We start from the raw sequence: 23,407 nt of genomic DNA, 5'->3' as shown, positions 1-23,407 counted from the left end.
TTCTTCTATTTATTATATATTTTCGCTTGGTCGGTGAATGGATTATCAATAAATTGTATCTGATATCTTCACTATGAAAGACCAGCGTATACCTTTTTCTCGTTTGCAGGAAGTCCTAAGCAGCATTCTTATTCAAAATCAATTTTTTCCTGATAGGGCAGCACTTAGTGCTCGTCTATTTGCCCAATCGAGTTTGGACGGAGTGCCCTCACATGGATTGAATCGATTTTTGCATTATTTGAGCTATATTAAAAAAGGGCTAATACAGCCCAATGCAGTACCAGAAAGGATTGGTCAATTCGGCTCTTTGGAACGATGGAATGGGCGGCTCGGTCCTGGTAATATCAATGCCCATTTGGCCATGAAAAAGGCCATTCAATTAGCCAAAAAATCAGGAATGGGTGTCGTGGCCATGCAAAACACCAATCATTGGATGAGGGCTGGGAATTATGGTTGGCAGGCAGTTGATGAAGCTTGTATAGGGATTTGTTTTACCAATACCAAACCCAATATGCCTGCTTATGGAGGAAGTGAGGCGAAATTAGGAAATAATCCTCTGGTAATTGCTATTCCAAGGAAGAATGGTTCGATAGTGCTCGATATGGCGATGTCGCAGTTTGCCTATGGAAAGATGGCTATTTTTGAAAAGCAGGGTCAGAATATGCCCTATGATGCAGGCTTCGATCAGCGGGGGGATTTGACCAAATCACCTAAGGAGATTATAGAAAATGAGCTCGCTATGCCGATTGGTTTGTGGAAGGGAGCGGGACTTTCACTAATGTTGGATATGCTGGCCGCGATACTTTCAGGGGGACAGGCTACTCATGAGGTAGGTGAAAGTGGTGAGGAGTATGGCCTTTCGCAGGTGTTTGTGGCCTTGGAGCCTTCGAAATTAGGGCTGGAAGAGTGGATGGATACTAAGGCAGAGCAGGTTATTGAAGACCTTAAGCAATCCAAAACTTTTGATAATAATAAAAAGGTAAGGTATCCTGGAGAACAAACATTGAGGGTACGGCAGGAGAATCTGGAGCTTGGTGTCCCTGTAGATGTGGATATCTGGAATCAAATCGTAAAAATATTGGAATGAAAAAAATAAAGGATAAAGAAGTACGATGGGGTGTTTTGGGTGTTGGAGACGTTTGCGAAAAGAAGAGTGCACCTGCTATGAATTTGGTTGAAAATAGCCGGCTTGTTGCAGTGATGCGAAGAAATGAGGAAAAAGTAAGGGACTTCGCTCATAGGCACCAGGTGCCCAAATGGTATACTGATGCAGATGAATTAATTAATGATCCTGAGGTCAATGCCATCTATATAGCTACACCTCCCCATGTCCACAAAGGGCTTACCTTGAAGGCTGCTGCTGCAGGAAAGCCTGTTTATGTGGAGAAGCCTATGGCCAGGACCTTTGATGAATGTAAAGAAATGCTGGCAGCATGTGAAGCGGCAGATGTGCCATTATATGTAGCTTATTATCGCAGGACTTTACCGCATTTTGTCAAGATAAAGGAATTGATTCAGGAAGGGGTGATTGGAGACATTAGGTATGTCAATATTCAAATGAACCAGGTTTTGGTTCCTGAAGTGGTAAGAAACTTAGATAATAATTGGCGGGTAAATCCTGAAATGGCCGGTGGAGGATATTTTTATGATTTAGCTTCCCATCAGTTGGATTTTCTGGATTTCGCTTTAGGTCCAATAAAATCTGCCAAAGGATTTAAGTCCAATCAAGCAGGAATCTATGAGGCGGAAGATATGGTTACTGCAGCATTTGAGTTTGAATCAGGGGTGATGGGCACAGGAAGCTGGTGTTTCTCAAGTGGTGAGGTTTCTTCTGTGGACCATACAAGTATTATAGGTAGCAAAGGACAGATTAGCTATGAGACTTTTGGGGCTGGTAAGTTTATTCTTGAAACGGATAGTGGCAAGAAAGAAAGCTTTGAATTTGACCTGCCCAATCATATTCAATACTTTCTCATTCAGTCCATTGTAAGTGATCTTCTTGGAGAAGGCTCAAGCCCTTCTACGGGAGAGTCAGCTGCACGTACAAATTGGGTGATGGAAGAAATCGGTCGATAGGGATTCAAAGTTATTAGCTAAGATATATATATGTTTAAAATACTATATAAGTTATTTATAGGCTTAAAAGCATATAAATTGGATTTATAAGTGTTTAAGCTTATATTTGATAGCTAAAAGTAAATAAATGAAAAAAGTAGCGGTGATTTCTGGAGACATCATTTCTTCTACAAGTTTAGTGGTAGAGGATAGGTCGGCCCTAGAAGAAAAGTTAAAAGACCTATTAAAAACCCTAGATGAAAAATGGGGGATTTATGGAAGACTGATAAAGGGAGATTATCTGGAATGTGTTTGCGAAACACCAGGCGATGCTTTGAGGGTGGCGATGCTTGTAAAAAGTTTCGTAAAGTCTTATAATCCGAAGCAGGCAGATAATAGTGAGGACAATAATAGGATCAGTCTTTTTAAGACACATGGAGTCAGATTGGCAATTGCCATTGGGGAATTGTCGAGATTTGATCCGAAAAAAGGAGTTATTGATGGGGAAGCAGTTTATTTGGCGGGAAGGTTGATTAATCAATCTTCGTCGAGCCATGGCAAGGAAAGGGTGGTCATAAAAAACACCTTGTTTTTTACCTCTCATAATGAAGTTCTCAATGAGCAAATGGAGCCAGTGATGAGATTATTGGATGTGCTTATGAGCAAATCCACTGCGAGACAATCAGAGGTATTGTTTTGGAAGTTATTTGGATTGACAGAATTAGAAATTGCCAAAAAACTGGAAATTAGCCAATCAGTGGTCAATCAACATAGTACCAGCGTAGGCTGGAATAGCATAGAGAAAACTGTAGCATATTTTAATAAAACCATTAAGTAATATTATCCATGAGTCCTATTCAATTTTTTATACTTCAGTTGATTGCCCATGTATTGGCAGACTTTTTTTTTCAATCAGATAGACTGGCTATTCAAAAGAATGAATTAGGGTTTAGAAGCCCATTTTTAAAATGGCATATATTAATTGTATTTTTATTATCCTGGCTTTTATCTTTCCAGATGACTTTTGTGTTTGGGGCCTTGATCATTGCTTTGATGCATTATCTTATAGATGGGCTTAAGCCTTGGGTCAATAAGAGTAAATCATTGGGGAAATATGCTTTTTTTATAGATCAAGGGCTACACATAATCGTTTTATCTGGAGTTTGCTATGCTTATGCCAGTTATGCTTCATTAGATGCATGGTTTAATATTCCTGGTTCAAAGTCCTTTCTATTGGTTGTTTTTTGCTATATGTTATGTTTAAAACCAGCTAATATATTTATAAAAGAGGTATTTAGGGCCTATGAAATTAAGGTGCCTGGTTCGGATGATCTACCCAATGCGGGTAAATTGATAGGGGTATTGGAAAGAGTTTTGGTTTTGACTTTTATATTGTTTAGGCAATTTGAAGCCGTTGGTTTTTTGATAGCTGCCAAGTCAATTTTAAGATATAAAAACGATGATACCATAAAGACTGAATATGTGTTGATTGGTACCATGTTGAGTTTTGGCATTGCTGTTTTGTTGGGCTTGTTGATTGGATTTGTCTGGTAATTGTCGTTTTTGAGTTTAATGGCTGATTTACAGAATTGATTTGTTATATTAAAACAATAAAATCTGTCCAATTTTTTTGTTCATTCTATCATCAAATACAAAAGCCATGAAACCAATTTATCTAATAATAATTCTTAGCCTTTTTTATTCCTGCGAGGAAAAAGAACAGCAAACTATGAAAGAGAGCGATAAAACTGGAAGTAGTAGCTTGAAAGGTAAGATTATTGACTTGACCCATGCATTTTCTGACGAAACGGTTTATTGGGTTACAGCAAAAGAGTTTGAGCTTGAAGAGGTAGCTAAAGGACAAACGGAAAAGGGATACTTTTACTCAGCCAATAATTTTGAGACCTCAGAGCATGGTGGGACCCATATTGATGCCCCGGTGCATTTTGCAGAAAAGGGTGTATCAGTGGATGAGATACCTTTGGATCAATTAATAGGTGAGGGAGTGAAAATAGATGTCAGCGAAAAAGGGCTTGCAGATAGGGATTACCAAGTAAGCATTGAAGATCTTGAAAAATGGGAATCGGTAAATGGGCAAATCCCAGTGGGCAGTATAGTATTATTACAGTCGGGACACGGAAAGTATTATCCTGATAAGAAGAAATATTTAGGAACAGATGGACGTGGGAGCGAGGCGGTTAAGGATTTACATTTTCCAGGATTATCATCTGAGGCAGCCATTTGGCTAATGAAACGAAGAAAGATTAAGTCTGTGGGGATAGATACCCCAAGTATAGACTATGGTCAATCGGAATATTTTGAAACCCATGTAGCCCTCATGAGCAATGATATTCCGGCTTTTGAAAATGTGGCCCATTTGGATAAACTTCCTGCAAAGGGTTTTCAAGTGATTGCTTTGCCGATAAAGATCAAAGGAGGCAGTGGAGGTCCTTTGAGAATCATAGCTATCCTCAATTAAATATAGCTATGGTTTTGAATTGATGATGGCTGTAAAGGGACCATATTTATGCTGTGATTCTGGGAAACTATCAGAATATGGCCCAAAAGGGTGATCAAATGGTTTTTTTGAAACATCAGGCCAATCTCCAGACAAGTCCTTTTCTGGCCGGGGCATAGAATTGACATATGCAGCCACATCCCAAGCCTCTTCATCAGATAAAAATGGGTTTTCATGATTGATTCCAAAGGGCATATTGGCTTTGACAAATGCCGCAAATCTTGAAAGCCTATAGAGTCCGGCCCCTATATTATAGCTGTTTTCTCCAAAAAGTGGAGGGTAGGACCATTCGATACCGTTCGCAGCTAATTGACCTTGCCCATTATCACCATGACAGCGGGCACAATAATTTTTGTATACCAAAGCTCCCTTAACAGGATCGGCAGCCCTTTCCAAAGGTTCCAAAGATTTAAGTCCAAAGCCGGGCATCATTTGTCCTTTTGGTACCTCTTTGCCTACCCATTTTAGATAGGCAACCATGGCTTTCATTTCACGGCTGTCTTCTGGTAGTTTTTCACCATTTAGACTTCTTTCGATGCAGTCATTGATGCGTTTTTCAAAACCTTCCACAGATCCAGACCTATTTCTGAGTTTGGGATATGTCGAGGCTACTTTTCCATAATTATTGCCAAAAGGTATGGTGCCTGCTTTAAGGTGACAGTTTTGGCAGTTCATGCCATTGCTGATTTGGAAGGCCTTTCCTTTTGGACCTAGGTAGACTGCTGTATGGGCGATCAAATTTCGCCCATATCTTATCAGGTCTCCTTCAGGGTTCATAGGGATAGCGCTGGTGTCTGGGGCTTGCCAGTACTGTAAGTCTATTGGTTCATTGGTAATTGCTTCGTTATTGTTCTCTTGTGAGCCAAAAAGAGGTTTGATCTCGAAGAGCCCCAATTCCTTACTGATAAAAAATGCACTTGTACTTAGAACGCAAACAATCAAAAGCTGAACAGCTTTGATCAGTTTTCGTAATAATGGGACGAATTTATCCTCCTTAGGCATTTTAACTAAGTTTAATAAGTTTAGGGCAATATGATTTATCTATTTATTTTGGTATTTCTTTGATATAGCCCCAGCCTTCTTTTTGCTTTTCCACTAATTCCAGGATACCGTCAGGAACTGTTCCCACACCCGGCAATAGCTGGGATTTATCAATATTGTGTCTTTTCATGGTTCCTTCACATACTTTGATCTTTACATTTTCATTTCCTTCAAAGGCCTTGATCTGGTCGGCCACTGTGGATTTATCATTCAGAACCATGGAGATCGCACCACCATAAATGACTACCTCAAACTGAGATTTCGGATAGGCTTCAGACATCATTTTTACATGCCTCATCGTTGTTTGGTGTGCGGACTCCTCTTTACTGGTAAGGTCAAAGGCAATTTTTACCGGTGTAGTTTGTGCCCAGACACTTATTACCAGCAACATTAGGGGGATAATAAGAAACTTTTTCATGACTTTGTATTTTATGATCAGCCCCCAGCGTAGATATATCCACACTTATGCTCTTGTGCTCTTCCCAAGGCCCAAACCCCAGAAGGCACTACTTGAATATGTGGTAATACCCCCGCTACCCATTCTGCTTTTACCGCTTCAGGGTCCATTTCCATTTTCTGTGCCATCATGCTACTGTATACAGTTAAGGCAAGATCACATACACATACCATTACACCTCTTTCTATTTGACGTTCTATGCCATCAATTCCGGGCATTGGGTAATCACCTTCTGTGGGTTGATAATATGGGTTTCTGATAGCAGGAGCACCAGTGGTATTATCGGTGATATTGAAGTTTTCTCCAAACTTATATTTCTCCCAAAGTTCATCTTTCATGGCAAATGGGATAGCATTATGCCTAAGTACAATGACAGAAGTCATATCTTCATCGGGTGTGCCAGTTTGATTATTGGTAAGATAAAACGCCCATGACCATATAAATTGAAAGCCATTATGGGGTTCTGGTGCATCATATACTACTCGGTGTTTTCCTTTCACTTCTTTAAACCATTCGTCAGAATCTTTCAATAATTTTGTATTAGCTATATTAGAAACAGGTTGGCCCATCAATGGGAGGGCCACAGTGGAAAGCGTGGCTGTAGTAGCCAAAGTCCCCAGGAACTTTCTTCTGGACTCGCGTTGTATTGATTTCATGATGTATTTTAGTTTTGGTAATTGGAATTGTATTAGATTCAAGGGCACTTTATATTTTTATTTTGGTGTCCCACTTAAAAGCTCGATTTTACTCGGCCATACCGATGACTATTTAAAATATGCTTGAAAAGTTTATTTAAAATTACGGCCTTCCTATTAGTTTGTCTATCGCTATTGATTCAAATAATAGTAATATCTGTTCATTATCAGTTGGTTATGATGGTCTGTTGCTTGGGGTTTGCTAAATGCATAGCCAGTACAAAAAAATCTTTAAGAAGTTAATTATTGTTGATTTTGGAATGAAGTGTTTATTGGATTGTCAGCAGTGTTTTTTCTATCTAATAAGCTTTTTAAAATGCTTGAATTGTTCTTGCTTTTCCCTATTTTTAAAAAATCATTAACCCAAAAAATTGATTAATAAATGATAAATAAAACAATTTTTGCAGGAAATAAGATGAGCATCTTTATGCTTGCTTTAGGTTTTTTAGGAACCTTGGTCTCCTGCAAATCCCAAGAAGAATCAGATAGCCCAGAAAGACCTAATATTATTTTTATCATGTCTGATGATCATGCCTATCAAGCCATTAGTGCCTATGGATCCCAGCTAATAGAAACCCCTAATATTGACAGAATAGCTAATGAGGGTATGCTGTTTGAAAATGCTTTTGTAAGTAATTCGATTTGTGCCCCAAGTAGGGCTGTAATACTTACAGGTAAACATAGCCATATCAATGGCTTGGTGGATAATGCCGTAAGGTTTGACAGTACACAGGTAACCTACCCTAAAATTTTAAGGGAGAATGGCTATCAAACTGCGATGATAGGCAAATGGCATTTGAAGACCCAGCCAACAGGGTTTGATTATTGGAAAGTGCTTCCCGGACAGGGGCATTATTATAATCCTCAATTTAGAACCAAGGAGGGAATGGTGTTAGACTCAGGGTATGTTACCGATTTGATTACTGATTTTGCCATTGATTGGTTAGATGAAGCGAAAGAAAAGGATCAACCGTTTATGCTGATGTACCAGCACAAAGCTCCACATAGAGAGTGGTTGCCCACTGAGGAGAATTTCAGGGCCTATACCCAAAAAGAATTTCCTGAGCCTGCCAGTTTATTTGATGATTATGAAGGTAGGGGAAGGGCAGCGAAAGAAGCGGAAATGAGAATTTCTACCCATATGGGATTAACCAACGATAGTAAAATCCATCCCGACATAGTAGAGAAATTGGGACATAAGGATTTTATTGATTGGTATTCCAACGCCTATCATGGTAACCTTGATAGGATGAGTAAATCTGAAAGAGCAGCTTGGGAAGAGGTTTATGGTCCAATCAATGAAGCCTTTGAAAAGGCAGATCTTCAAGGTGATGAGCTTACCAAATGGAAATACCAAAGATACATGCAGGATTATTTGGCAAGTATTGAATCCGTGGATGAGAATGTAGGCAGGTTATTGGACTATTTAGAAGAAAATGGCTTGGCTGAAAATACCATCATTATCTATACTTCCGATCAAGGATTTTATTTGGGTGAGCATGGATGGTTCGATAAGAGATTTATGTATGAGGAGTCTTTCAGGACACCATTGATGATTAAATGGCCAAGGGTTATCAAGGCAGGTAGCAAAAACAAGGACCTTGTTCAAAACCTTGATTTTGCAGAAACCATGTTGGATGCTGCAGGTGTGGCGATCCCTGATGAAATGCAAGGCTTGAGTATGCTGCCCTTATTAAAAGGTGATAAGGTTGAGTGGAGGGATGCGTTATACTATCACTATTATGAATACCCGGGAATACATGCAGTGAAAAGACATAATGGAGTGAGAACTGACCGCTATAAATTGATTCATTTTTATTATGATATCGATGAGTGGGAATTGTATGACCTTCAAGAAGATCCTCATGAAATGAATAATGTATATGATGATCCTGGGTATTCAGAGGTAAGAGAAAATATGCATAAAAAATTGGATGAATTAGTTGAGCAGTATAATGATGAAGTAAAGGTTCCTAAATGAAAAAAACTAGGTTTTAATTTATATCCTCAATTCGAAGCAACCGAATTGAGGATTTTTGTTTTAATACTGGTATTGGCCTTTTAGTCAAGAGAAATAATCCAAAATTAATCAGCTAATTTTGATTGAAATGAAATTATTAAGGTGTATGATCTTTGTATTTAGGAAGAGTTAATATGTTAATTGAAATAAAATAAGTTGAAAAAGTTCAATTTTGCGATGAAATTTTGTAAATAGTATAGAGTAAACTGACTTTGTCTTAAAATTAATCTAAGCTATGAAAAGGGCATTTGCGATTATCATCATTTTTCTTCTTTTTTCAGGTTCTACTTTTGCCCAAGAAGAGGGAGTGCGTCTCAACTTATATGGGAATTTTGTGTTTGCAGATAAATTTGATTCTTATTATGATAGGGGAAATGGATATTTTTATTCTGGAAGAATAGAAGATGGACTACAATGGGGGGGAGGATTAGAATATATGGTTAATCCAGCTTTTGGCGTAGAGTTGATGTATTTGAGGCAAGATACCAATAGTCCAACGAGGTATCGCTTTGTAGCTGGTCCAGAAGAGTTTACTAATTTTGATTTAGCTATTAATTATGTTTTGGTTAACCCAACCAGGTATTTTAGGGCGCCAGGAAGCCCTTTTGAGGTATATGGAGGTTTACAAGTAGGAGGTGTGTTTGCCAAGATTACCAATCCGGATAATGGAAGAGATGATACAGCGACCAAATTGGCGGTGGGATTAAGAGGTGGAGGAATATATTGGGCAAGCGATTATGTTGGCATAAAGGCACAGGCTCAATTTATTTCAGTAGTTCAATCAGTTGGTGGAGGATTTTATTTTGGTACAGGTGGATCAGGAGTTGGTGTAAACAGTTACTCGAGTATTTTTCAATTTGGACTAGGATTGGGAGTTGCTTTGAAATTAAACTAGTTACTGGATGGTTGATCAGGTTTATTTTTTAAGGATTAATGTTTTGTGTATTTGACTTCAAAATCAATGAGCAATATATAAAATAGGTGTTTAGATTATTACAAGTAATTTTATGAAAGTACCTGTTGAGGCTTAAGCCTTTTCTTTTGGTCGAGGCTAAGTGTCTTGTATAAGGTTTAGTGGTTTTTGGAGTAATCGATTATTAATCACACGAGAAATTTTTCACTCACATTAACCACAAACTAAATGAAAAACTTTGTTGCAGAATTTATTGGGACCTTCTGGTTAGTACTTGGAGGTTGTGGCAGTGCTGTTTTGGCTGCAGGAATTCCTGGTGTAGGAATTGGATATGCCGGCGTTGCCTTGGCATTTGGATTGACCGTTTTAACTATGGTTTATGCGATTGGGCATATCTCAGGATGTCACCTTAACCCGGCAGTGTCTTTGGGGCTTTGGGCAGGAGGTAGGTTCCCTTCAAAAGACTTATTTCCTTATATAATTGCCCAGGTTTTGGGGGGAATTGCGGGTGCCGGAATATTGTATTTAATAGCTTCAGATCATGCCGGGTTTGAGTTGGGAGGCTTTGCAGCCAATGGATATGGTGAGCATTCGCCCCATGGATTTGGGATGACGGCGGCTCTAATCACAGAAATTGTGATGACCTTTATCTTTCTTATTGTCATCATGGGAGCAACCCACCCCAAAGCTCCCAAGTACTTGGCAGGAGTGGCGATAGGCTTGTGTTTGACCTTAATACATTTGATCAGCATCCCTGTGACCAATACTTCTGTGAACCCTGCTAGGAGTACCAGCCAAGCTATTTTTGTACAGGACTGGGCCGTTGGTCAACTTTGGTTGTTTTGGCTTGCTCCGATTATTGGAGCCATTTTGGCTGGTTGGGTCTATAAGGTATTATTGCCAACAGAAGAATAGGCTTTTTCTTTGTTTGAATGAACTCGATATTTTTAGGCCTTGGAATTTATTTCAGGGCTTTTATGTGCAATTTTCATCAGAGGTCATATAGTTGCAGTAAAGTTTATTAAAATGGAGTTGAGGTCATATCAAACTTTACAATTTGGTATATCGATACAACTCACTTTTTACGCTGTTTTTTTATGAAAAATGACGCCCAAAAAAAGCTTTAGTAAATCTTCCTTATTAATTTAGTTTGATCATGCTATCTATGAACTTTTAATGATCATTAAATATGGAGCAAATTATCAAATTTGGGATTATAGGAACTGGGGCCATTGCGGGTCAGCATGCTGCTGCTATTGCAGCAAGTGATACTGCAGAACTGATAGCGGTGTGTAGCTCTAGTGAGGATAGGGCAAAAAGTGCAGGGAATAAATTTAAGGTTGCTGCATATGATGATTTGGATAAGTTTTTAGAAACCCCAGAACTTGATGCAGTTTGTATCTGTACGGCCAGTGGTCATCATATGGAAGCGGCCATCAAAGCTGCCCAATATAAAAAGCATATTTTGGTAGAGAAGCCTATAGAGATTAACCTTGAGAGAGCTGATAAGATGATTCAGGCTTGCCAACAAAATGGAGTAATTCTAGGAGTAGTCTTTCAAAATCGTTTTAATGAAGGTTACCATCAATTAAAGCAGGCTGTTCAGGAAGGAAAACTTGGAAAATTACTGATGGGCAATGCTTATATAAAGTGGTTTCGAAATGAAGATTATTATAAAAGCAGTGATTGGAAAGGAACATTGAAGGGAGATGGAGGAGGTGCCTTGATCAACCAGGGAATTCATACCATTGATCTATTATTGGATATTATGGGGGAGGTGGATGATGTGTATGGTCAGGTAAAAACAGCCATGCATACAATTGAAGGTGAAGATCTAGCTTCAGCACTTATTAACTTTAAAAATGGAGCAATGGGTAACATAACCGCTGGTACCTCCTTGTATCCTGGCTATCCAGAGAGATTGGAGGTTTATGGTACTCATGGAAGTGTGATTTTGGAAGCCGGAAAAATTGTCGCCTGGAATATTCAAGGTGAAGAAAATCGGCTAGAAAATCCCCATGTTGAAAAGGCCAGTGGCGCTGCCGATCCTATGGCTATAGGGCATTATCTCCATCAATTGCAGATCGAGGATATGGTAAGTGCAATAAGGGAGAATGGTGAGCCATTAATCACTGGTGAAGTTGCCAAGCAATCTCTGGCATTGATAAAGGGTATTTATAGGAGTTCAGAGGAAGGAAAAAATATGGCAATAAATATTAATTAAGTTAACTATATTATTTCATATAGAGGACACAGACGGCTATCATAGTTGATAAGTAATTTTTGATTTTCTGGCTTAGAAGATTATATTTATTAATCTTTTAGTTTTATAACTATTTACTTAAGTTTTTGTTAATTCACTTTTAAATTAATATCTATTATGAAGCATATTAATTGTTTGTTGTTCTTTCTTCTTTTAGCCTTGTTGTTTTCCTGTGGATCGAAAGAGGGCTCCTTTGAATACTATGATAAAAAATCAGGTGACCTGGTTTTTGAATTGGACTCCCTGACACCCAATGCTGTTCATCATATGCAATTGGAAGAGGTAAATGGGAAGAAACTGCTTTATATTCTGTCTCCATTTGGCAATCGGTTTGTGGTTTTTGACTTTTATTCGGGAAAAAAGGTAAAAGAGTTTTCTTTTCCCAATAGTGAGGCAATGCCGATTCGCATTGGAGAGTATAACACAGGTTTTTATTTTCATAATCCAGACTCCATATTTATGGTAGCAAGAGGGTCGGATTTATTTGTTGGTAAGGAAAGTGGAGATTTTGCTCCGGTTTTTCGTTTTAGGAAGGAGTTTCCTGATGATAGGACCTTACGTCCTCAGGTATATCAGTTTTCTAAGCCTTTTTTGATCAATGATAGTATTATATCCTTTGGAGGCTTTATAGAAAATTATCAAGAAGCATATAAGGAAAATATGCGAACTGACCTGCATTTGGATTTAAAGTCCAAGAAGGTAGAACGGACTACCCTATATCCCAAAGGAGTCTATAAGCCTGGAGTTTATTATTCGACAAATCGACACAGTCCAGGAAGGGCATATAGTAAGGAAAACCATACGATATATTATAGCTTTCCCAATGCGGATTCGATTTATGCCAAAGATGTAAACAATGGGAAAATGGAAGCTTTTTATGCCAAAGACGAAAACCTTCAGCCCTTTATAGAAATGCAAAGCTATAAGGAAGCCTCAGATATGATGAAAAACTCCCAAGCGACCTATATTTCCCAGCAGGGAGCGTATAATTCTATATTTTCCGTGGATGAAAAGGATATGGTCGTTAGGTCAGCTTATTTGGGCATTCCCAATTATGATCCACAAATCCATAATGAAAGGGGCTATGCCATTAATAAGGCCTTGATGTTTTTTGGACAGTCAGATCATCAGCATCTGGGCACCATTTACCTGAAAAATATTGATGAACGATTTATTTTCTTTGATGAAGATCACTTTTATGTTTACTCTTTTGACCACCAAGATAATGAAGATCAAATGGTCTTTGATCAGTATGATTATCCAGAATTTTAAGATATTATCATTTTTACTTGTTTTGCTCTTTCTTCCCTTGATTTCATGTGATGATGGATCTGATTTAAAGGACTTTCAAATAGATTCTAAATATACCTTAGTCATTCCTCAATATGGATGTTCGGGTTGTATTAGTCAAGGAAAACGCTTTGCAAAAGAACACTTGAATTCAAGTTGTTTCAGCATCGTATTTACCAAGATTCAAGATCTTAAAAAGCTAAAAATTGATTTTGGATATGAAGAGGTGGACGCTCCGAATGTTATCTTGGATACGGATAATACTTTGGAGGGCTATGTGGAGGGGTACCCAGTAATGATCACTGAAAATGAGAAAATTGAATTGGATAATTCTGGTTTCAAGCATTATTGGGATTTTGCAAAAGACCTAGCAGAGTGTAAATAATTACCTTTCATGCAAAAGGGCAGGGCCTAAACCCTGCTCTTTTTATTGCTTCATGCTATATATCAATCCTAATTCCAAGCCCCTGAGTTCGGCCAGCCCCTTAAGGCGGCCGATCCCAGTATAGCCAGGGTTAGTGGTTTTTCTTAAATCATCCAACATCTGATGGCCATGGTCAGGTCGCATAGGCAATGATTTTTGCCTTCTGGCCTGTACCTTGATCAATTCCTGAATCACTTCAATCATCGGTACATCACCTTCTAGGTGGTTGGCTTCATGGAAATTGCCTTCTGCATCTCTTTGGGTACTTCTAAGGTGGATAAAGTGGATATGATTTCCCCAGTCTCTAATGATTTGCGGTAAGTCATTATCTGCTCTCACACCGAAAGAACCTGTGCAAAATGTAATGCCATTATAATCACTTCCATTATCTGTAAGCAGCCTTTCGACGTCATTGATGGTACTCATTACCCTAGGCAATCCAAACATGGCAAAGGGTGGGTCATCTGGATGTATGGCCATGAAAACCCTGTTTTTTTCTGCTACGGGGATGATTTCATCCAAGAACAGCTTTAAGTTTTCTGCTAATACTTTTTCATCTATGCCATCATAGGTGTCCAAAACTTTCTGGAAATCCTCTACAGAATAGCCTTCCTCAGCACCAGGAAGCCCAGCAATGATATTATTGGTAAGCAATTGCTTTGCATCTTCACTAAGACTTTCGAAATACTTTTCGGCTTTTTGAACAATTTCCTGAGAGTAGGATGCTGCTGCATTTGGTCGCTTCAGGATAAAAAGGTCAAAGGCTGCTAAGGCCTGTAGCTCAAACCTCAGGGCTTTGGCACCATTGTCCAGCTCATAAGCCAGGTCCGTTCTGGTCCAATCCAAAACAGGCATAAAATTATAACAAACGGTATGTACGCCTTCTGCTGCCAGGTTCTCTATGGATTGTTTATAGTTCTCTATATATTCCTTGAAATTGCCACTTCTCGTTTTGATATTTTCATGGACAGGAATACTCTCCACTACAGACCAAGTTAAACCTGCAGCTTCGATGGTATCTTTTCTTTTTTTGATTTCCTCTCGGCTCCAAACCACTCCATTGGGAAGATGGTGCAAAGCTGAAACTATACCAGTTGCTCCGGCCTGCCTGATATCTGATAAGCTTACTGGGTCATTGGGACCATACCATCTCATGGTTTGCTCCATTTTTTTTATTGCTTTCATTTTTAGCTTATTCTATAGATTATACCCCACTATAGGCACTAAAACCACCATCTACGGGGATGATTGTTCCGGTAACAAATTTAGAAGCATCGCTGCATAGGAATCCTACCGCGCCGAATAGATCCTCTGGGTTTCCAAACCGGTCCATTGGTGTATGACTGATTATTTGGTTTCCTCGGTCGGTCAAACTACCGTCTTCTTGAGTCAATAAAGCCCTGTTTTGTTCGGTCAGAAAAAAACCAGGAGCAATGGCATTTACACGGTATTGCTTGCCATATTTTTGACAAAACTCAACAGATAGCCATTTGGTGAGATTGTCAATAGCAGCTTTAGCAGATGCATAGCCTATTACCCTTGTCATAGGCCTTGATGCAGCCATTGAGGAAATATTGATGATGCTAGCTTCTGGATTTTTCAATAATAAAGGGGTGAACACCTGTGTGGGCATCAAGGTGCCCAAATAATTGAGGTCCATTACCTTTTTTACTTCTGCAATCTGTAAGTCTGTGATTTTTTGATCTGGCGTTACAATTGCTCCAGGCATATTCCCGCCTGCTGCATTAATTAAAACATCAATTTTGCCAAATTCTTTTTCCACTTCGTTTTTGGCTGCGAGTAGCGCTTCTTCATTGGTTACATCTGCTAATAAGGCATGGGCTTTTCCGCCATTGTTTTTGATTTTGTTGACCAGCTCATCTACTTTTTTAGGAGTTCTTCCCAGTACGATTATCTGGGCACCTTCTTTAGCTAGGTATTGGGTGATTTGGTTCCCCAAGACACCTGTAGCGCCACTTATTAATATGATTTTGTCTTTTACAGAAAATAGTGCAGACATATGTATTATAGATTTAAAGAGATTGTTAATTGAAGATTATTGGAAATTGAAATAGTTTTTAGCATTGTGGTAACAAATATCCTGTACCATTTTGCCCAACCATTTTTCATCAGCTGGTAATTCTCCATTAGCCACATCATTACCCAAGAGGTTACAAAGCGTTCTTCTGAAATATTCATGACGTGGAAAGGAAAGAAAGCTTCTCGAGTCAGTCAACATCCCTACGAAACAGCTTAATAGCCCCATATTGGAAAGGGCATTCATCTGCTTTTCCATGCCGTCTTTTTGGTCAAGGTACCACCAGCCTGAGCCAAACTGCACTTTTCCGCGGACTGAGCCATCATTGAAATTACCAGCCATGGTGGCCATTACCTCATTGTCCCTTGGGTTGAGATTATACAATATGGTTTTGCAAAGTTGGTCGCTTTTGTCCAGTTCATTTAAGAATTGGGAAAGTGCTTTTGCCTGGCTGAAGTCTCCGATAGAATCAAAGCCTGTATCTGGTCCAAGTGTAGACAGCATCCTTTCATTGGTGTTTCTCAGTGCTCCCAAATGGAACTGTTGTGTCCATCCTTTGGCATGGTAGAGCCTGCAAAGCTCAATGAGGGTTACAAACTTAAAGTAGGCTGTTTCATCCTTACTGATATGCTCGCCAGAAGTAACTTTACTGAAAAGGACCTCAATATCATAAGTGCCCATAGGGTAGAAGTAAAGCTGCTCAAAACCATGATCGGCCAATCTGCCGCCGTTTTCGTGGAAATAGGCAATTCGACTTTCCAGGGCTGCCATTAATTTTTCATGACTGTCAATCTGGATATGACTTACGGCCGACAGTTCCTCCAGATAACTGATATAGCTATTTGGATCTTCTACCGCAAAGGATTTATCAGGGCGGAAAGTAGGGAAAAGTCCAATAGACATACCATCCTTTGCTGCTTTTTGGTGGTATTCCAAATCGTCAGCAGGATCATCGGTAGTACAAACTGTTTCTACATTCATGCCAGTCAATAGTGACTGGGTATTATGGGAATCCTGTTGCAACTGACGGGTAGTTTCAAGATAGACCTCAGCGGCATTATCTGCTGTTAACAGCTCATCAATTCCGAAATATCGCAAGAGCTCAAGATGTGTCCAATGGTAAAGAGGGTTCCTCATGGTATAAGGTACCGTATAAGCCCATTTTTCAAACTTCTCCTTATCAGTACCGTTTCCAGTAATATATTTTTCATTGATACCAAGGGCTCTCATGGCACGCCATTTATAATGGTCGCCAGCTAGCCAAATCTGGGAGATATTTTCAAATTTTCTGTTTTCCGCTAAGTCCTTAGGTGAAAGGTGGCAGTGGTAATCTATGATGGGCATTTCTTTAGCATAATCATGGTATAGCACTTTGGCCATATCAGATTGAAGCAAAAAATCCCCTTGAATAAATTTTGAGCTAGATGTTGTTTGGGTGGTATTCATCATATTTAAATATTCACTTTAATTTTTGAAAAGCTGCTGTCTGGTTCTTCTAATTATTAAAGGGATAATCCAAAACAATGATTGGAATTGGTACAGACTTATCCCCTGATTAAAGAAGAAATATTGATTCAAAAGGGGTTTATAAAATAAGATTTTTGAAACCGTCTAAATCGCCATTAGAAGCGTCATTTCAATAAGTAATAATAGCTAATGTTTGTTGGTTTTTTAAGCAATTAAGCCACTTTAATCACGGAATCGATTTCGTATTCAATCGGATGAGCAAAGTACAGTATATCATTTTGATTGAATTAATTATTTCAGGGCTGAGATGAATTGAGGAATTAGTTTAAATTTGATGTTGGAATAAATATTTTGCAACTGAATTATGAGTGGAGTAAACATCAAAATGTTGGCAGAAGCACTTCAGCTGGCACCATCTACAGTTTCTAGGGCACTCAATGATAGCCATGAGATAAGTGAAAAAACCAAGAAAAGGGTTTTGGCCATGGCCGATAAAATGAACTACCAACCCAATCCTTTTGCCAGAAGTTTAAGAGAACATAGAAGTAAAACTATTGCGATGATCATTCCCGATCTGGTCAATAATTTTTTTTCCCAGGTCATAGAAGGAGTGGAAGAAATTACCCAGCAGTTTGGTTATCATTTGTTGGTCTATCATACACATGAAAATGTGGAGAGAGAAAAAGAGATTGTAACCCACCTGCTCAATGGGAGAGTGGATGGCATAATGATGTCCGTTTCGCATCAAACCAAGGAAACCGAGCATTTGATGCGAGTTTATCAGAAAGGTATTCCATTGATTTTTTTTGATAGGATTTGTGACAGTATTCCTACTACTAAATTTGTTACAAATGGTTATGAAAGTGGTTATGAGGCTACCCAGCATTTGATAGAGCAAGGATGCAAAAGGATTGCTTTCTTATTGCTTTCCAAAGAAATATCCATTAGTCAGCAGAGGTTAAGGGGATATACTGATGCACTTAAGGACAATGGTTTGGAGAAGAATGAAGATCTGATTTTAATGTGTGGTAAAGATGATCATTATAACCACCAATTGATAAAAGAGTTCTTAAATGGAGAACATAGGCCAGATGGTGTATTGGCGGCCGTGGAAAAGTTAGCTATTACGACCTATTACGTGGCTGGTGAGCTTAAATTGAATATGCCAGATGATTTAAGGTTGGTTAGTTTTTCTAATATGAAGATAGCGGATCTTTTGAACCCCAGTCTGACCACCATTTCCCAGCCCACCCATGAATTTGGTAGGCAGGCAGCCAGTTTATTGATGAATAAATTGACCAAGAGAAATACCCCGGATTTTAAGGATGAGATTGTGGTTCTGCCATCCAAATTGGATATTAGGAAGTCCTCAAAATGAAAATGGCTTTATGATATTTTAGTAAAGTGATTGATTATTATGTCTTAGTCCACTTGGTGGTTTTACCTTACATGGTTGCCTGACTTTTTTAACAGTAATGATGCTTTGGATTACAAATTAGATTTATCGGGATTGGTCTTGCCTTTTATTTTCATATATTTCATATCTGATAGGGGTAGTATTCTCTTTGGTCGGTTGTCCGGTAAAATGATCAGCAAGGGTTGTTCAGTCAACAGGAGTAGGAAAACCACATTTTTAATATGTGCATTGTTAGAGCTACCATTGATTTTTGCGGCTAGGATTTCCAATATTTATATAGTCATTGTATTGGTTGCCATTGCTGCAGCTGCCCATCAGGGATGGTCTTCGAATCTATTGACCATGTCTTTAGATTTTTTCCCATAGCGAGAAGTTGGTTCTTTAGTGAGGCTTGCTGGGATGTAAAGTGCATTGTGGGTGGAGCAATAATTGCTGCTCATGTAGGATCGATATTAGTGAATTGGGGATATTTTCTCATATTCATCATTGCATCGCTATCCTATATTGTGGCATTGATATTGATAAAGGTTTTGGTACAAAACATAGATAAAAAAGATACTTTGTATAAATAAGTTCAATTCCCAAATGAATATTAACAAAGTAAAAATCCCGGGATTTTGTCCCGGGATTTTATTTTTGATTTAGGAGTTTTTATTTGAAAGCATCGGCTTCATGATAGGCTTTGATTAAAGCTATTTCTCCTTCTTTTCCTGGAGAAGCATTTCCATGCTCCATGCCACAAACACCTTTGAATCCTTGGGCATCTATCCATTTGAATACATTTTTATAATTGATTTCTCCTGTGCCCGGCTCTTTACGCCCTGGATTATCCCCAATCTGGATATAGGCAATTTCCTCCCAGCATAATTGCATGTTTTTGATGAGGTCTCCTTCGTTTCTTTGCATATGATAGATATCATATAGGATTTTACAGGCAGGGCTGTCTACTGCCTTACAGATCAAATGACCTTGATTGGAATGTCTTAAAAATAGATCAGGATTATCACTCAATGGCTCCATTACCATGGTTAATCCATGGGGTTCAAAAACTTCGGCAGCCCTCCTGTAAGCATCGATGACATGCGCTGTTTGTTGATCCAGCGGCAGCCTTCTTTCAAAGTATCCTGGTACCACTGTCATCCATTTGGCATTGACGATTTTAGCGACTTCAACAGCTTTCTCACATTCCTTTACAAAAGCTTCCTTAAACTCCTCTTTGCCAGTGGTCAATCCTACTTTCCAGTTGAATCCTGGATCGATCACAAAAACGCCCATGGTCATATTGTTTTTTTCCAAGGCTGCGCCAATGCGTTTTTGGTCTTCTGAGGATCTTTTCATTAAGCCATTATCCTCCATTGCAGGGAATCCCTGCTCGGCCATAAAATTGATCTGGTCTACATAATCGTTGCCAGCATGGTTTTTAAACATACCAAAATGTGGGGCATAATTCATATTAAAGGCCCTTCTTTTCAAGCTTTCATGTTGGCTAGCTTCAGCGATAGAGATCCCTCCAGTAAATGAGGCCAGTGCTCCACCAAGTGCTGCATTTTTTAAAAAACTTCTTCTTTGGTTATTATGGTTTTTCATATTGAATAATTATTTGTGCAGATATTATTAAGGTTTTTCAGTCGCTAACTTCAATTTCAAAATCCGACTAATATATATAGGAATAAAGCCTTACACAAGGGAATTCTTTTATGATTGACTGAAAAAGTTATTATTGGTTTTGAGCTATTGTATTGTGCTTCGTTGAAATTTTGAAGGGCGATTTATATGGCTATGGATTAAGTTTATTGATCTACAATGGTTCTAAAAGTCATGCTGATTCTTGGGCGAGTAACCTTTTTAGTCGGAGGGAGCCGATGTAACCAATGGCTTTGGGTAGCACCGCGCATGACTAGGAGACTACCGTTTTCCAATACCGTAGAAATAGTTTGTTTGTTGATTTTATGTTTGAATGTGAATTTTCGTTCTGCTCCCAAGCTAAGGGAGGTAATTACCGTATTTTCCCCTAAGGATTTTTCGCTGTCACTGTGATATGCCATCCCCTCTGATCCGTCATGATAAAGGTTCAATAGGCAAGAATTGAATGCTACACCAGCTTTATCTTCTACCAATATTTTCAATTGTTTTAGTTCTTCGGTCCAGGGAAGTGCCTGTTTGGTGGTATTGGAATAGGTGTAGTCATAGGGCCTGTCCCCATACCAAGCGACTTTTCTTTTGGTGGTATAATGTTTACCATAGATAATGGCCTCATCATGGCGCCATTCAATATTGGACATTAGTCTTTCAAAGAAAAAATGAGATTGTTGCTCACTGAGGATTTTTCCATAGTAATGTACAGTCCCGTCATATGGGAGCAGGTTTTGAAGGCTGTTTTGATTAAATAGGTCCATGATTTGAAGTACGAGGTTTGAAGTGGGAAGTTTGAAGTCAGAAGAGGTAAATTTGAATCATTAAGTGCTAGGGAGGAGGAATGATGACTTCATGCTGTTTCAGGATACTTTAATCTAACGTCTTTTGTCTATCATTGCTGCTTCCCAACCTATAATAGCGGTTTTTCGAATGGGACCCCACATATAGCCTCCAAAGATGCCACTGGCTTGAATGACCCTATGACAGGGGATCAAGAAGGCTACGGGATTACTTCCAATGGCAGTCCCCACAGCTCGGGATGCATTGGGATTGTCAATTTCCTCTGCTATTTGTCCATAAGTTGTGAGTTTACCCATGGGGATTTTTAAGAGACTTTCCCAAACCTTTAGTTGAAAGTCACTTCCCTTGAGGTGGAGTTTGATTTGATCGATCTTGGTCCAGTCTTGCTGAAAGATGCACAGTGCATTTTGCTGTATCTGGTCTTCTTGATTTTTGAAACTGGCATTGGGGAAACGGCTAACTAAACCCTCTATTGTATAAGACTCATCTTCCAGAAAAGCCATATGGCAAATTCCTTTTGGGGTGGAGGCTACCAGAATTTCACCAAAGGGAGTTTCCGCAAAACTATAATTGATCTGTAAGTTGGCGCCACCATTTTTATATTCTCCAGGTGTCATTCCTTCAATATTGACAAAGAGATCATGCAACCTTCCAGCTCCTGAAAGTCCAGTTTCCACACTGGCATCCAAAAGGTTGGTATTGGTTTCTCTGAGTATCTTTTTGGCATGTCCCAAGCTTATATATTGAAGGAACTTCTTCGGACTTACACCTGCCCATTCTGTAAAGACGCGTTGAAAATGGAATGGGCTTAGGTTAGCTTCCCCAGCCAATTCATTCAATCTGGGCTGTTTTTTGAAGTTTTCCTGTAGGTATTGAAGTGCTTCAGCAACCCTTTGGTATGTGATTTTTTCCTGGTTTTGCATAACTGGTTATTCCATATGGACCAAAAGTAATAAGTAATCCAATATAGCACCACCCGAAAATTGCTATTCTAACAAACGAAAATGTTAGGCATTTGAAACTAAGAACCCTGTCATTATTTCTTCGTTTTGTTTATATTGGTTCTATAAAATTAATTAATCATGGCAATACTGGTTGAAGCGATTCTGGCCGCATTTTATACCATCTTTAAGAGATTGTTTTATAAAAAAAGGGACTCTAATGATGCTGGAGAAAAAAAGCCTATTTACTGACTTCCATGCGGTAAATAGGCTTTGGTCTAAACTTATTTTACTTATTCAACCAAGATGGTTTCCTGTTCCTTAACGAGATCACGGATAAATTCATCGATTTGTTCTTTGGTAACATTTGGCATGCAGATGACATGGGTAATATCATCCTCCGTTGCTAGCTGCCATTTGTTTTTGATATGATCAGAAAGTTTGGGCAGGATCACCGTAATGGCCCCGGGGTTTGACCAAGCTTCAATTCCGATTTTTTTCAATTCCCCTATGCAATATTGAGCCACTTCAAGACTGTGGAAATAACGTGCTTTCAATCCTTCAATCCCCATTGATTTGATGGCATACCAGAGGAATAGTGGGCTGAGTCCATTTCTTGAGCCAGTAATGGTGGTATCCATGGAGCCTATATAGGAAATACCCTTGGCAATACGGTCCTTATAAGATCGCTTGGTAACGATTACTCCACAAGGAATTGGCGAGCCGATGAATTTATGCCCACTGATGGAAATACTGTCTGATCCATCTTGGAAGTCAAATGGAATGCGAGGTTCCATAAACGCCCCAAATGCACCTGAAAGCGCAGCATCACAATGGATATAGTGATCCTGAATTGCCAGTTTTTTTAGGATTTGCTTCACCTTGGAAACATCATCCTTGGCTTCTTTCATGGTGGTTCCAAAAGTTGTCAAGATGATGGCCGGCATATGACGGTTGAACCGTAGAGTCTGCTCAAGATCATCATAATCGATTTCCCCGTTTTCCTGTGATCTGATCACGATACTGGGGATGTTTAGCAAATGAATATTTTTTTTAACGCTATAATGTGTCGATTCAGAATAATATACCATTCCTTTGGGGTACATTTCCCTGGCAATATAGAGTCCATAAAGATTACTTTCTGAACCTCCATTGGTTACATACCCCCAATAATCCTTCTGCTTAGCCCTGAAACGTTGTGCAAAAAAGTTGATCACTTCCCTCTCCATATCACAGGTCTGTACCTTATAAGTGGTGGTTTCTTCAAAAGGATCGCCTACATTATTGATAGGGTAATTTAAGAATTCCAACAATGGTCCGTAATTAAAGTCCTTAGCAACAGGATATCCTAAAAGGGATTTGCTCTGTTGTTTTATCCTTTGTAATAGATGTTGAAGTTGTTCTTTATCAGTAGGTTCATTGATCATAATTC

Annotated in this window: 22 protein-coding genes; 12 read left to right on the top strand and 10 right to left on the bottom strand. The window is 39.0% G+C overall.

The window, feature by feature from the left end:
* The first annotated feature begins 73 nt into the window (after positions 1-73).
* The 5 genes from yiaK (at position 74) to H7U17_RS10495 (ending at position 4,534) form a co-directional block, all read left to right on the top strand.
* The gene (yiaK, locus tag H7U17_RS10515; protein ID WP_186756680.1) at positions 74-1,087 is read left to right on the top strand and encodes a 3-dehydro-L-gulonate 2-dehydrogenase; all 1,014 of its coding nucleotides are present in this window, start codon (positions 74-76) and stop codon (positions 1,085-1,087) included.
* The gene (locus H7U17_RS10510) at positions 1,084-2,076 is read left to right on the top strand and encodes a Gfo/Idh/MocA family protein (RefSeq protein ID WP_186756679.1); all 993 of its coding nucleotides are present in this window, start codon (positions 1,084-1,086) and stop codon (positions 2,074-2,076) included. Before yiaK ends, H7U17_RS10510 begins: the two co-directional genes overlap by 4 nt.
* 127 nt (positions 2,077-2,203) lie before the next feature.
* Complete coding sequence (locus tag H7U17_RS10505) at positions 2,204-2,893, top strand: helix-turn-helix transcriptional regulator (RefSeq protein ID WP_186756678.1); 690 nt, start codon at positions 2,204-2,206, stop codon at positions 2,891-2,893.
* Positions 2,894-2,901: 8 nt separating this feature from the next.
* Positions 2,902-3,609 (top strand): DUF3307 domain-containing protein, encoded by a 708-nt coding sequence (locus H7U17_RS10500; protein WP_186756677.1) that lies wholly within the window; start codon positions 2,902-2,904, stop codon positions 3,607-3,609.
* Positions 3,610-3,784: 175 nt separating this feature from the next.
* Complete coding sequence (locus H7U17_RS10495) at positions 3,785-4,534, top strand: cyclase family protein (RefSeq protein ID WP_222439190.1); 750 nt, start codon at positions 3,785-3,787, stop codon at positions 4,532-4,534.
* A 6-nt stretch (positions 4,535-4,540) separates the two neighbouring features.
* Here the strand turns inward: H7U17_RS10495 and H7U17_RS10490 are convergent, their stop codons facing one another.
* Genes H7U17_RS10490 through H7U17_RS10480 form a run of 3 tightly spaced genes read right to left on the bottom strand, consistent with a single transcriptional unit; the run spans position 4,541 to position 6,727 of the window.
* The gene (locus H7U17_RS10490; RefSeq protein ID WP_186756675.1) at positions 4,541-5,575 is read right to left on the bottom strand and encodes a c-type cytochrome; all 1,035 of its coding nucleotides are present in this window, start codon (positions 5,573-5,575) and stop codon (positions 4,541-4,543) included.
* A 43-nt stretch (positions 5,576-5,618) separates the two neighbouring features.
* Entirely contained in the window at positions 5,619-6,032 is a 414-nt protein-coding gene (locus tag H7U17_RS10485) for a DsrE family protein (RefSeq protein ID WP_186756674.1), read from the bottom strand.
* 17 nt (positions 6,033-6,049) lie between these two features.
* Positions 6,050-6,727 (bottom strand): Tat (twin-arginine translocation) pathway signal sequence containing protein, encoded by a 678-nt coding sequence (locus tag H7U17_RS10480; RefSeq protein ID WP_186756673.1) that lies wholly within the window; start codon positions 6,725-6,727, stop codon positions 6,050-6,052.
* A 421-nt stretch (positions 6,728-7,148) separates the two neighbouring features.
* On the opposite strand from H7U17_RS10480, the gene H7U17_RS10475 reads away from it, so the two are divergent.
* The 6 genes from H7U17_RS10475 (at position 7,149) to H7U17_RS10450 (ending at position 13,637) form a co-directional block, all read left to right on the top strand.
* Entirely contained in the window at positions 7,149-8,747 is a 1,599-nt protein-coding gene (locus H7U17_RS10475; RefSeq protein ID WP_186756672.1) for a sulfatase family protein, read from the top strand.
* Between the two features lie 274 nt (positions 8,748-9,021).
* Positions 9,022-9,681: an outer membrane beta-barrel protein gene (locus H7U17_RS10470; protein ID WP_186756671.1), complete on the top strand. Its 660-nt coding sequence runs from the start codon at positions 9,022-9,024 to the stop codon at positions 9,679-9,681.
* A 246-nt stretch (positions 9,682-9,927) separates the two neighbouring features.
* Positions 9,928-10,614 (top strand): aquaporin Z, encoded by a 687-nt coding sequence (gene aqpZ, locus H7U17_RS10465; protein WP_186756670.1) that lies wholly within the window; start codon positions 9,928-9,930, stop codon positions 10,612-10,614.
* A 274-nt stretch (positions 10,615-10,888) separates the two neighbouring features.
* Positions 10,889-11,923: a Gfo/Idh/MocA family protein gene (locus H7U17_RS10460; protein WP_186756669.1), complete on the top strand. Its 1,035-nt coding sequence runs from the start codon at positions 10,889-10,891 to the stop codon at positions 11,921-11,923.
* Between the two features lie 156 nt (positions 11,924-12,079).
* Complete coding sequence (locus tag H7U17_RS10455; RefSeq protein ID WP_186756668.1) at positions 12,080-13,234, top strand: hypothetical protein; 1,155 nt, start codon at positions 12,080-12,082, stop codon at positions 13,232-13,234.
* A complete protein-coding gene (locus H7U17_RS10450; RefSeq protein ID WP_186756667.1) occupies positions 13,188-13,637 on the top strand; it encodes a hypothetical protein in 450 nt (149 codons plus the stop codon). The genes H7U17_RS10455 and H7U17_RS10450 overlap by 47 nt, the downstream gene beginning before the upstream one ends.
* Before the next feature lie 42 nt (positions 13,638-13,679).
* Here the strand turns inward: H7U17_RS10450 and uxuA are convergent, their stop codons facing one another.
* Genes uxuA through uxaC form a run of 3 tightly spaced genes read right to left on the bottom strand, consistent with a single transcriptional unit; the run spans position 13,680 to position 17,160 of the window.
* The gene (uxuA, locus tag H7U17_RS10445; RefSeq protein ID WP_230981366.1) at positions 13,680-14,861 is read right to left on the bottom strand and encodes a mannonate dehydratase; all 1,182 of its coding nucleotides are present in this window, start codon (positions 14,859-14,861) and stop codon (positions 13,680-13,682) included.
* Between the two features lie 19 nt (positions 14,862-14,880).
* Complete coding sequence (locus H7U17_RS10440) at positions 14,881-15,696, bottom strand: SDR family oxidoreductase (protein ID WP_186756666.1); 816 nt, start codon at positions 15,694-15,696, stop codon at positions 14,881-14,883.
* A 36-nt stretch (positions 15,697-15,732) separates the two neighbouring features.
* Entirely contained in the window at positions 15,733-17,160 is a 1,428-nt protein-coding gene (gene uxaC, locus H7U17_RS10435) for a glucuronate isomerase (RefSeq protein ID WP_394353720.1), read from the bottom strand.
* A 385-nt stretch (positions 17,161-17,545) separates the two neighbouring features.
* Between uxaC and H7U17_RS10430 the strand changes: the two genes are divergently transcribed.
* Positions 17,546-18,559 (top strand): LacI family DNA-binding transcriptional regulator, encoded by a 1,014-nt coding sequence (locus H7U17_RS10430; protein WP_186756664.1) that lies wholly within the window; start codon positions 17,546-17,548, stop codon positions 18,557-18,559.
* A 690-nt stretch (positions 18,560-19,249) separates the two neighbouring features.
* Here the strand turns inward: H7U17_RS10430 and H7U17_RS10425 are convergent.
* The 4 genes from H7U17_RS10425 to H7U17_RS10410 all read right to left on the bottom strand — a co-directional run bounded on the left by H7U17_RS10425 (position 19,250) and on the right by H7U17_RS10410 (position 23,402).
* Complete coding sequence (locus H7U17_RS10425) at positions 19,250-20,185, bottom strand: hydroxypyruvate isomerase family protein (RefSeq protein WP_186756663.1); 936 nt, start codon at positions 20,183-20,185, stop codon at positions 19,250-19,252.
* A gap of 203 nt (positions 20,186-20,388) precedes the next feature.
* Complete coding sequence (locus H7U17_RS10420) at positions 20,389-20,994, bottom strand: alpha-ketoglutarate-dependent dioxygenase AlkB family protein (RefSeq protein WP_186756662.1); 606 nt, start codon at positions 20,992-20,994, stop codon at positions 20,389-20,391.
* 114 nt (positions 20,995-21,108) lie between these two features.
* Positions 21,109-21,957 carry a methylated-DNA--[protein]-cysteine S-methyltransferase gene (locus H7U17_RS10415; RefSeq protein ID WP_186756661.1) on the bottom strand — a complete coding sequence of 283 codons (849 nt, stop codon included), beginning with the start codon at positions 21,955-21,957 and terminating at the stop codon, positions 21,109-21,111.
* 311 nt (positions 21,958-22,268) lie between these two features.
* A complete protein-coding gene (locus H7U17_RS10410; RefSeq protein ID WP_186756660.1) occupies positions 22,269-23,402 on the bottom strand; it encodes a histidine decarboxylase in 1,134 nt (377 codons plus the stop codon).
* Between the last annotated feature and the right edge of the window lie 5 nt (positions 23,403-23,407).

It is taken from the genome of Echinicola salinicaeni (assembly GCF_014280965.1).
Classification (GTDB): domain Bacteria; phylum Bacteroidota; class Bacteroidia; order Cytophagales; family Cyclobacteriaceae; genus Echinicola; species Echinicola salinicaeni.
The sequence above is the reverse complement of the archived record's forward strand: the minus strand, read 5'-3'. Positions and strand labels throughout refer to the sequence as shown.

Coding starts and splice junctions, on each gene's coding strand:
- H7U17_RS10460 (WP_186756669.1), top strand. CDS start 10,889: ATGGAGCAAATTATCAAATTTGGGATTATAGGAACTGGGGCCATTGCG.
- H7U17_RS10500 (WP_186756677.1), top strand. CDS start 2,902: ATGAGTCCTATTCAATTTTTTATACTTCAGTTGATTGCCCATGTATTG.
- yiaK (WP_186756680.1), top strand. CDS start 74: ATGAAAGACCAGCGTATACCTTTTTCTCGTTTGCAGGAAGTCCTAAGC.
- uxuA (WP_230981366.1), bottom strand. CDS start 14,861: ATGAAAGCAATAAAAAAAATGGAGCAAACCATGAGATGGTATGGTCCC.
- H7U17_RS10480 (WP_186756673.1), bottom strand. CDS start 6,727: ATGAAATCAATACAACGCGAGTCCAGAAGAAAGTTCCTGGGGACTTTG.
- H7U17_RS10510 (WP_186756679.1), top strand. CDS start 1,084: ATGAAAAAAATAAAGGATAAAGAAGTACGATGGGGTGTTTTGGGTGTT.
- uxaC (WP_394353720.1), bottom strand. CDS start 17,160: ATGAATACCACCCAAACAACATCTAGCTCAAAATTTATTCAAGGGGAT.
- H7U17_RS10490 (WP_186756675.1), bottom strand. CDS start 5,575: ATGCCTAAGGAGGATAAATTCGTCCCATTATTACGAAAACTGATCAAA.
- H7U17_RS10470 (WP_186756671.1), top strand. CDS start 9,022: ATGAAAAGGGCATTTGCGATTATCATCATTTTTCTTCTTTTTTCAGGT.
- H7U17_RS10455 (WP_186756668.1), top strand. CDS start 12,080: ATGAAGCATATTAATTGTTTGTTGTTCTTTCTTCTTTTAGCCTTGTTG.
- H7U17_RS10450 (WP_186756667.1), top strand. CDS start 13,188: ATGAAGATCAAATGGTCTTTGATCAGTATGATTATCCAGAATTTTAAG.
- H7U17_RS10495 (WP_222439190.1), top strand. CDS start 3,785: ATGAAAGAGAGCGATAAAACTGGAAGTAGTAGCTTGAAAGGTAAGATT.
- H7U17_RS10430 (WP_186756664.1), top strand. CDS start 17,546: ATGAGTGGAGTAAACATCAAAATGTTGGCAGAAGCACTTCAGCTGGCA.
- H7U17_RS10420 (WP_186756662.1), bottom strand. CDS start 20,994: ATGGACCTATTTAATCAAAACAGCCTTCAAAACCTGCTCCCATATGAC.
- H7U17_RS10425 (WP_186756663.1), bottom strand. CDS start 20,185: ATGAAAAACCATAATAACCAAAGAAGAAGTTTTTTAAAAAATGCAGCA.
- H7U17_RS10440 (WP_186756666.1), bottom strand. CDS start 15,696: ATGTCTGCACTATTTTCTGTAAAAGACAAAATCATATTAATAAGTGGC.
- H7U17_RS10485 (WP_186756674.1), bottom strand. CDS start 6,032: ATGAAAAAGTTTCTTATTATCCCCCTAATGTTGCTGGTAATAAGTGTC.
- H7U17_RS10410 (WP_186756660.1), bottom strand. CDS start 23,402: ATGATCAATGAACCTACTGATAAAGAACAACTTCAACATCTATTACAA.
- H7U17_RS10475 (WP_186756672.1), top strand. CDS start 7,149: ATGATAAATAAAACAATTTTTGCAGGAAATAAGATGAGCATCTTTATG.
- H7U17_RS10505 (WP_186756678.1), top strand. CDS start 2,204: ATGAAAAAAGTAGCGGTGATTTCTGGAGACATCATTTCTTCTACAAGT.
- H7U17_RS10415 (WP_186756661.1), bottom strand. CDS start 21,957: ATGCAAAACCAGGAAAAAATCACATACCAAAGGGTTGCTGAAGCACTT.
- aqpZ (WP_186756670.1), top strand. CDS start 9,928: ATGAAAAACTTTGTTGCAGAATTTATTGGGACCTTCTGGTTAGTACTT.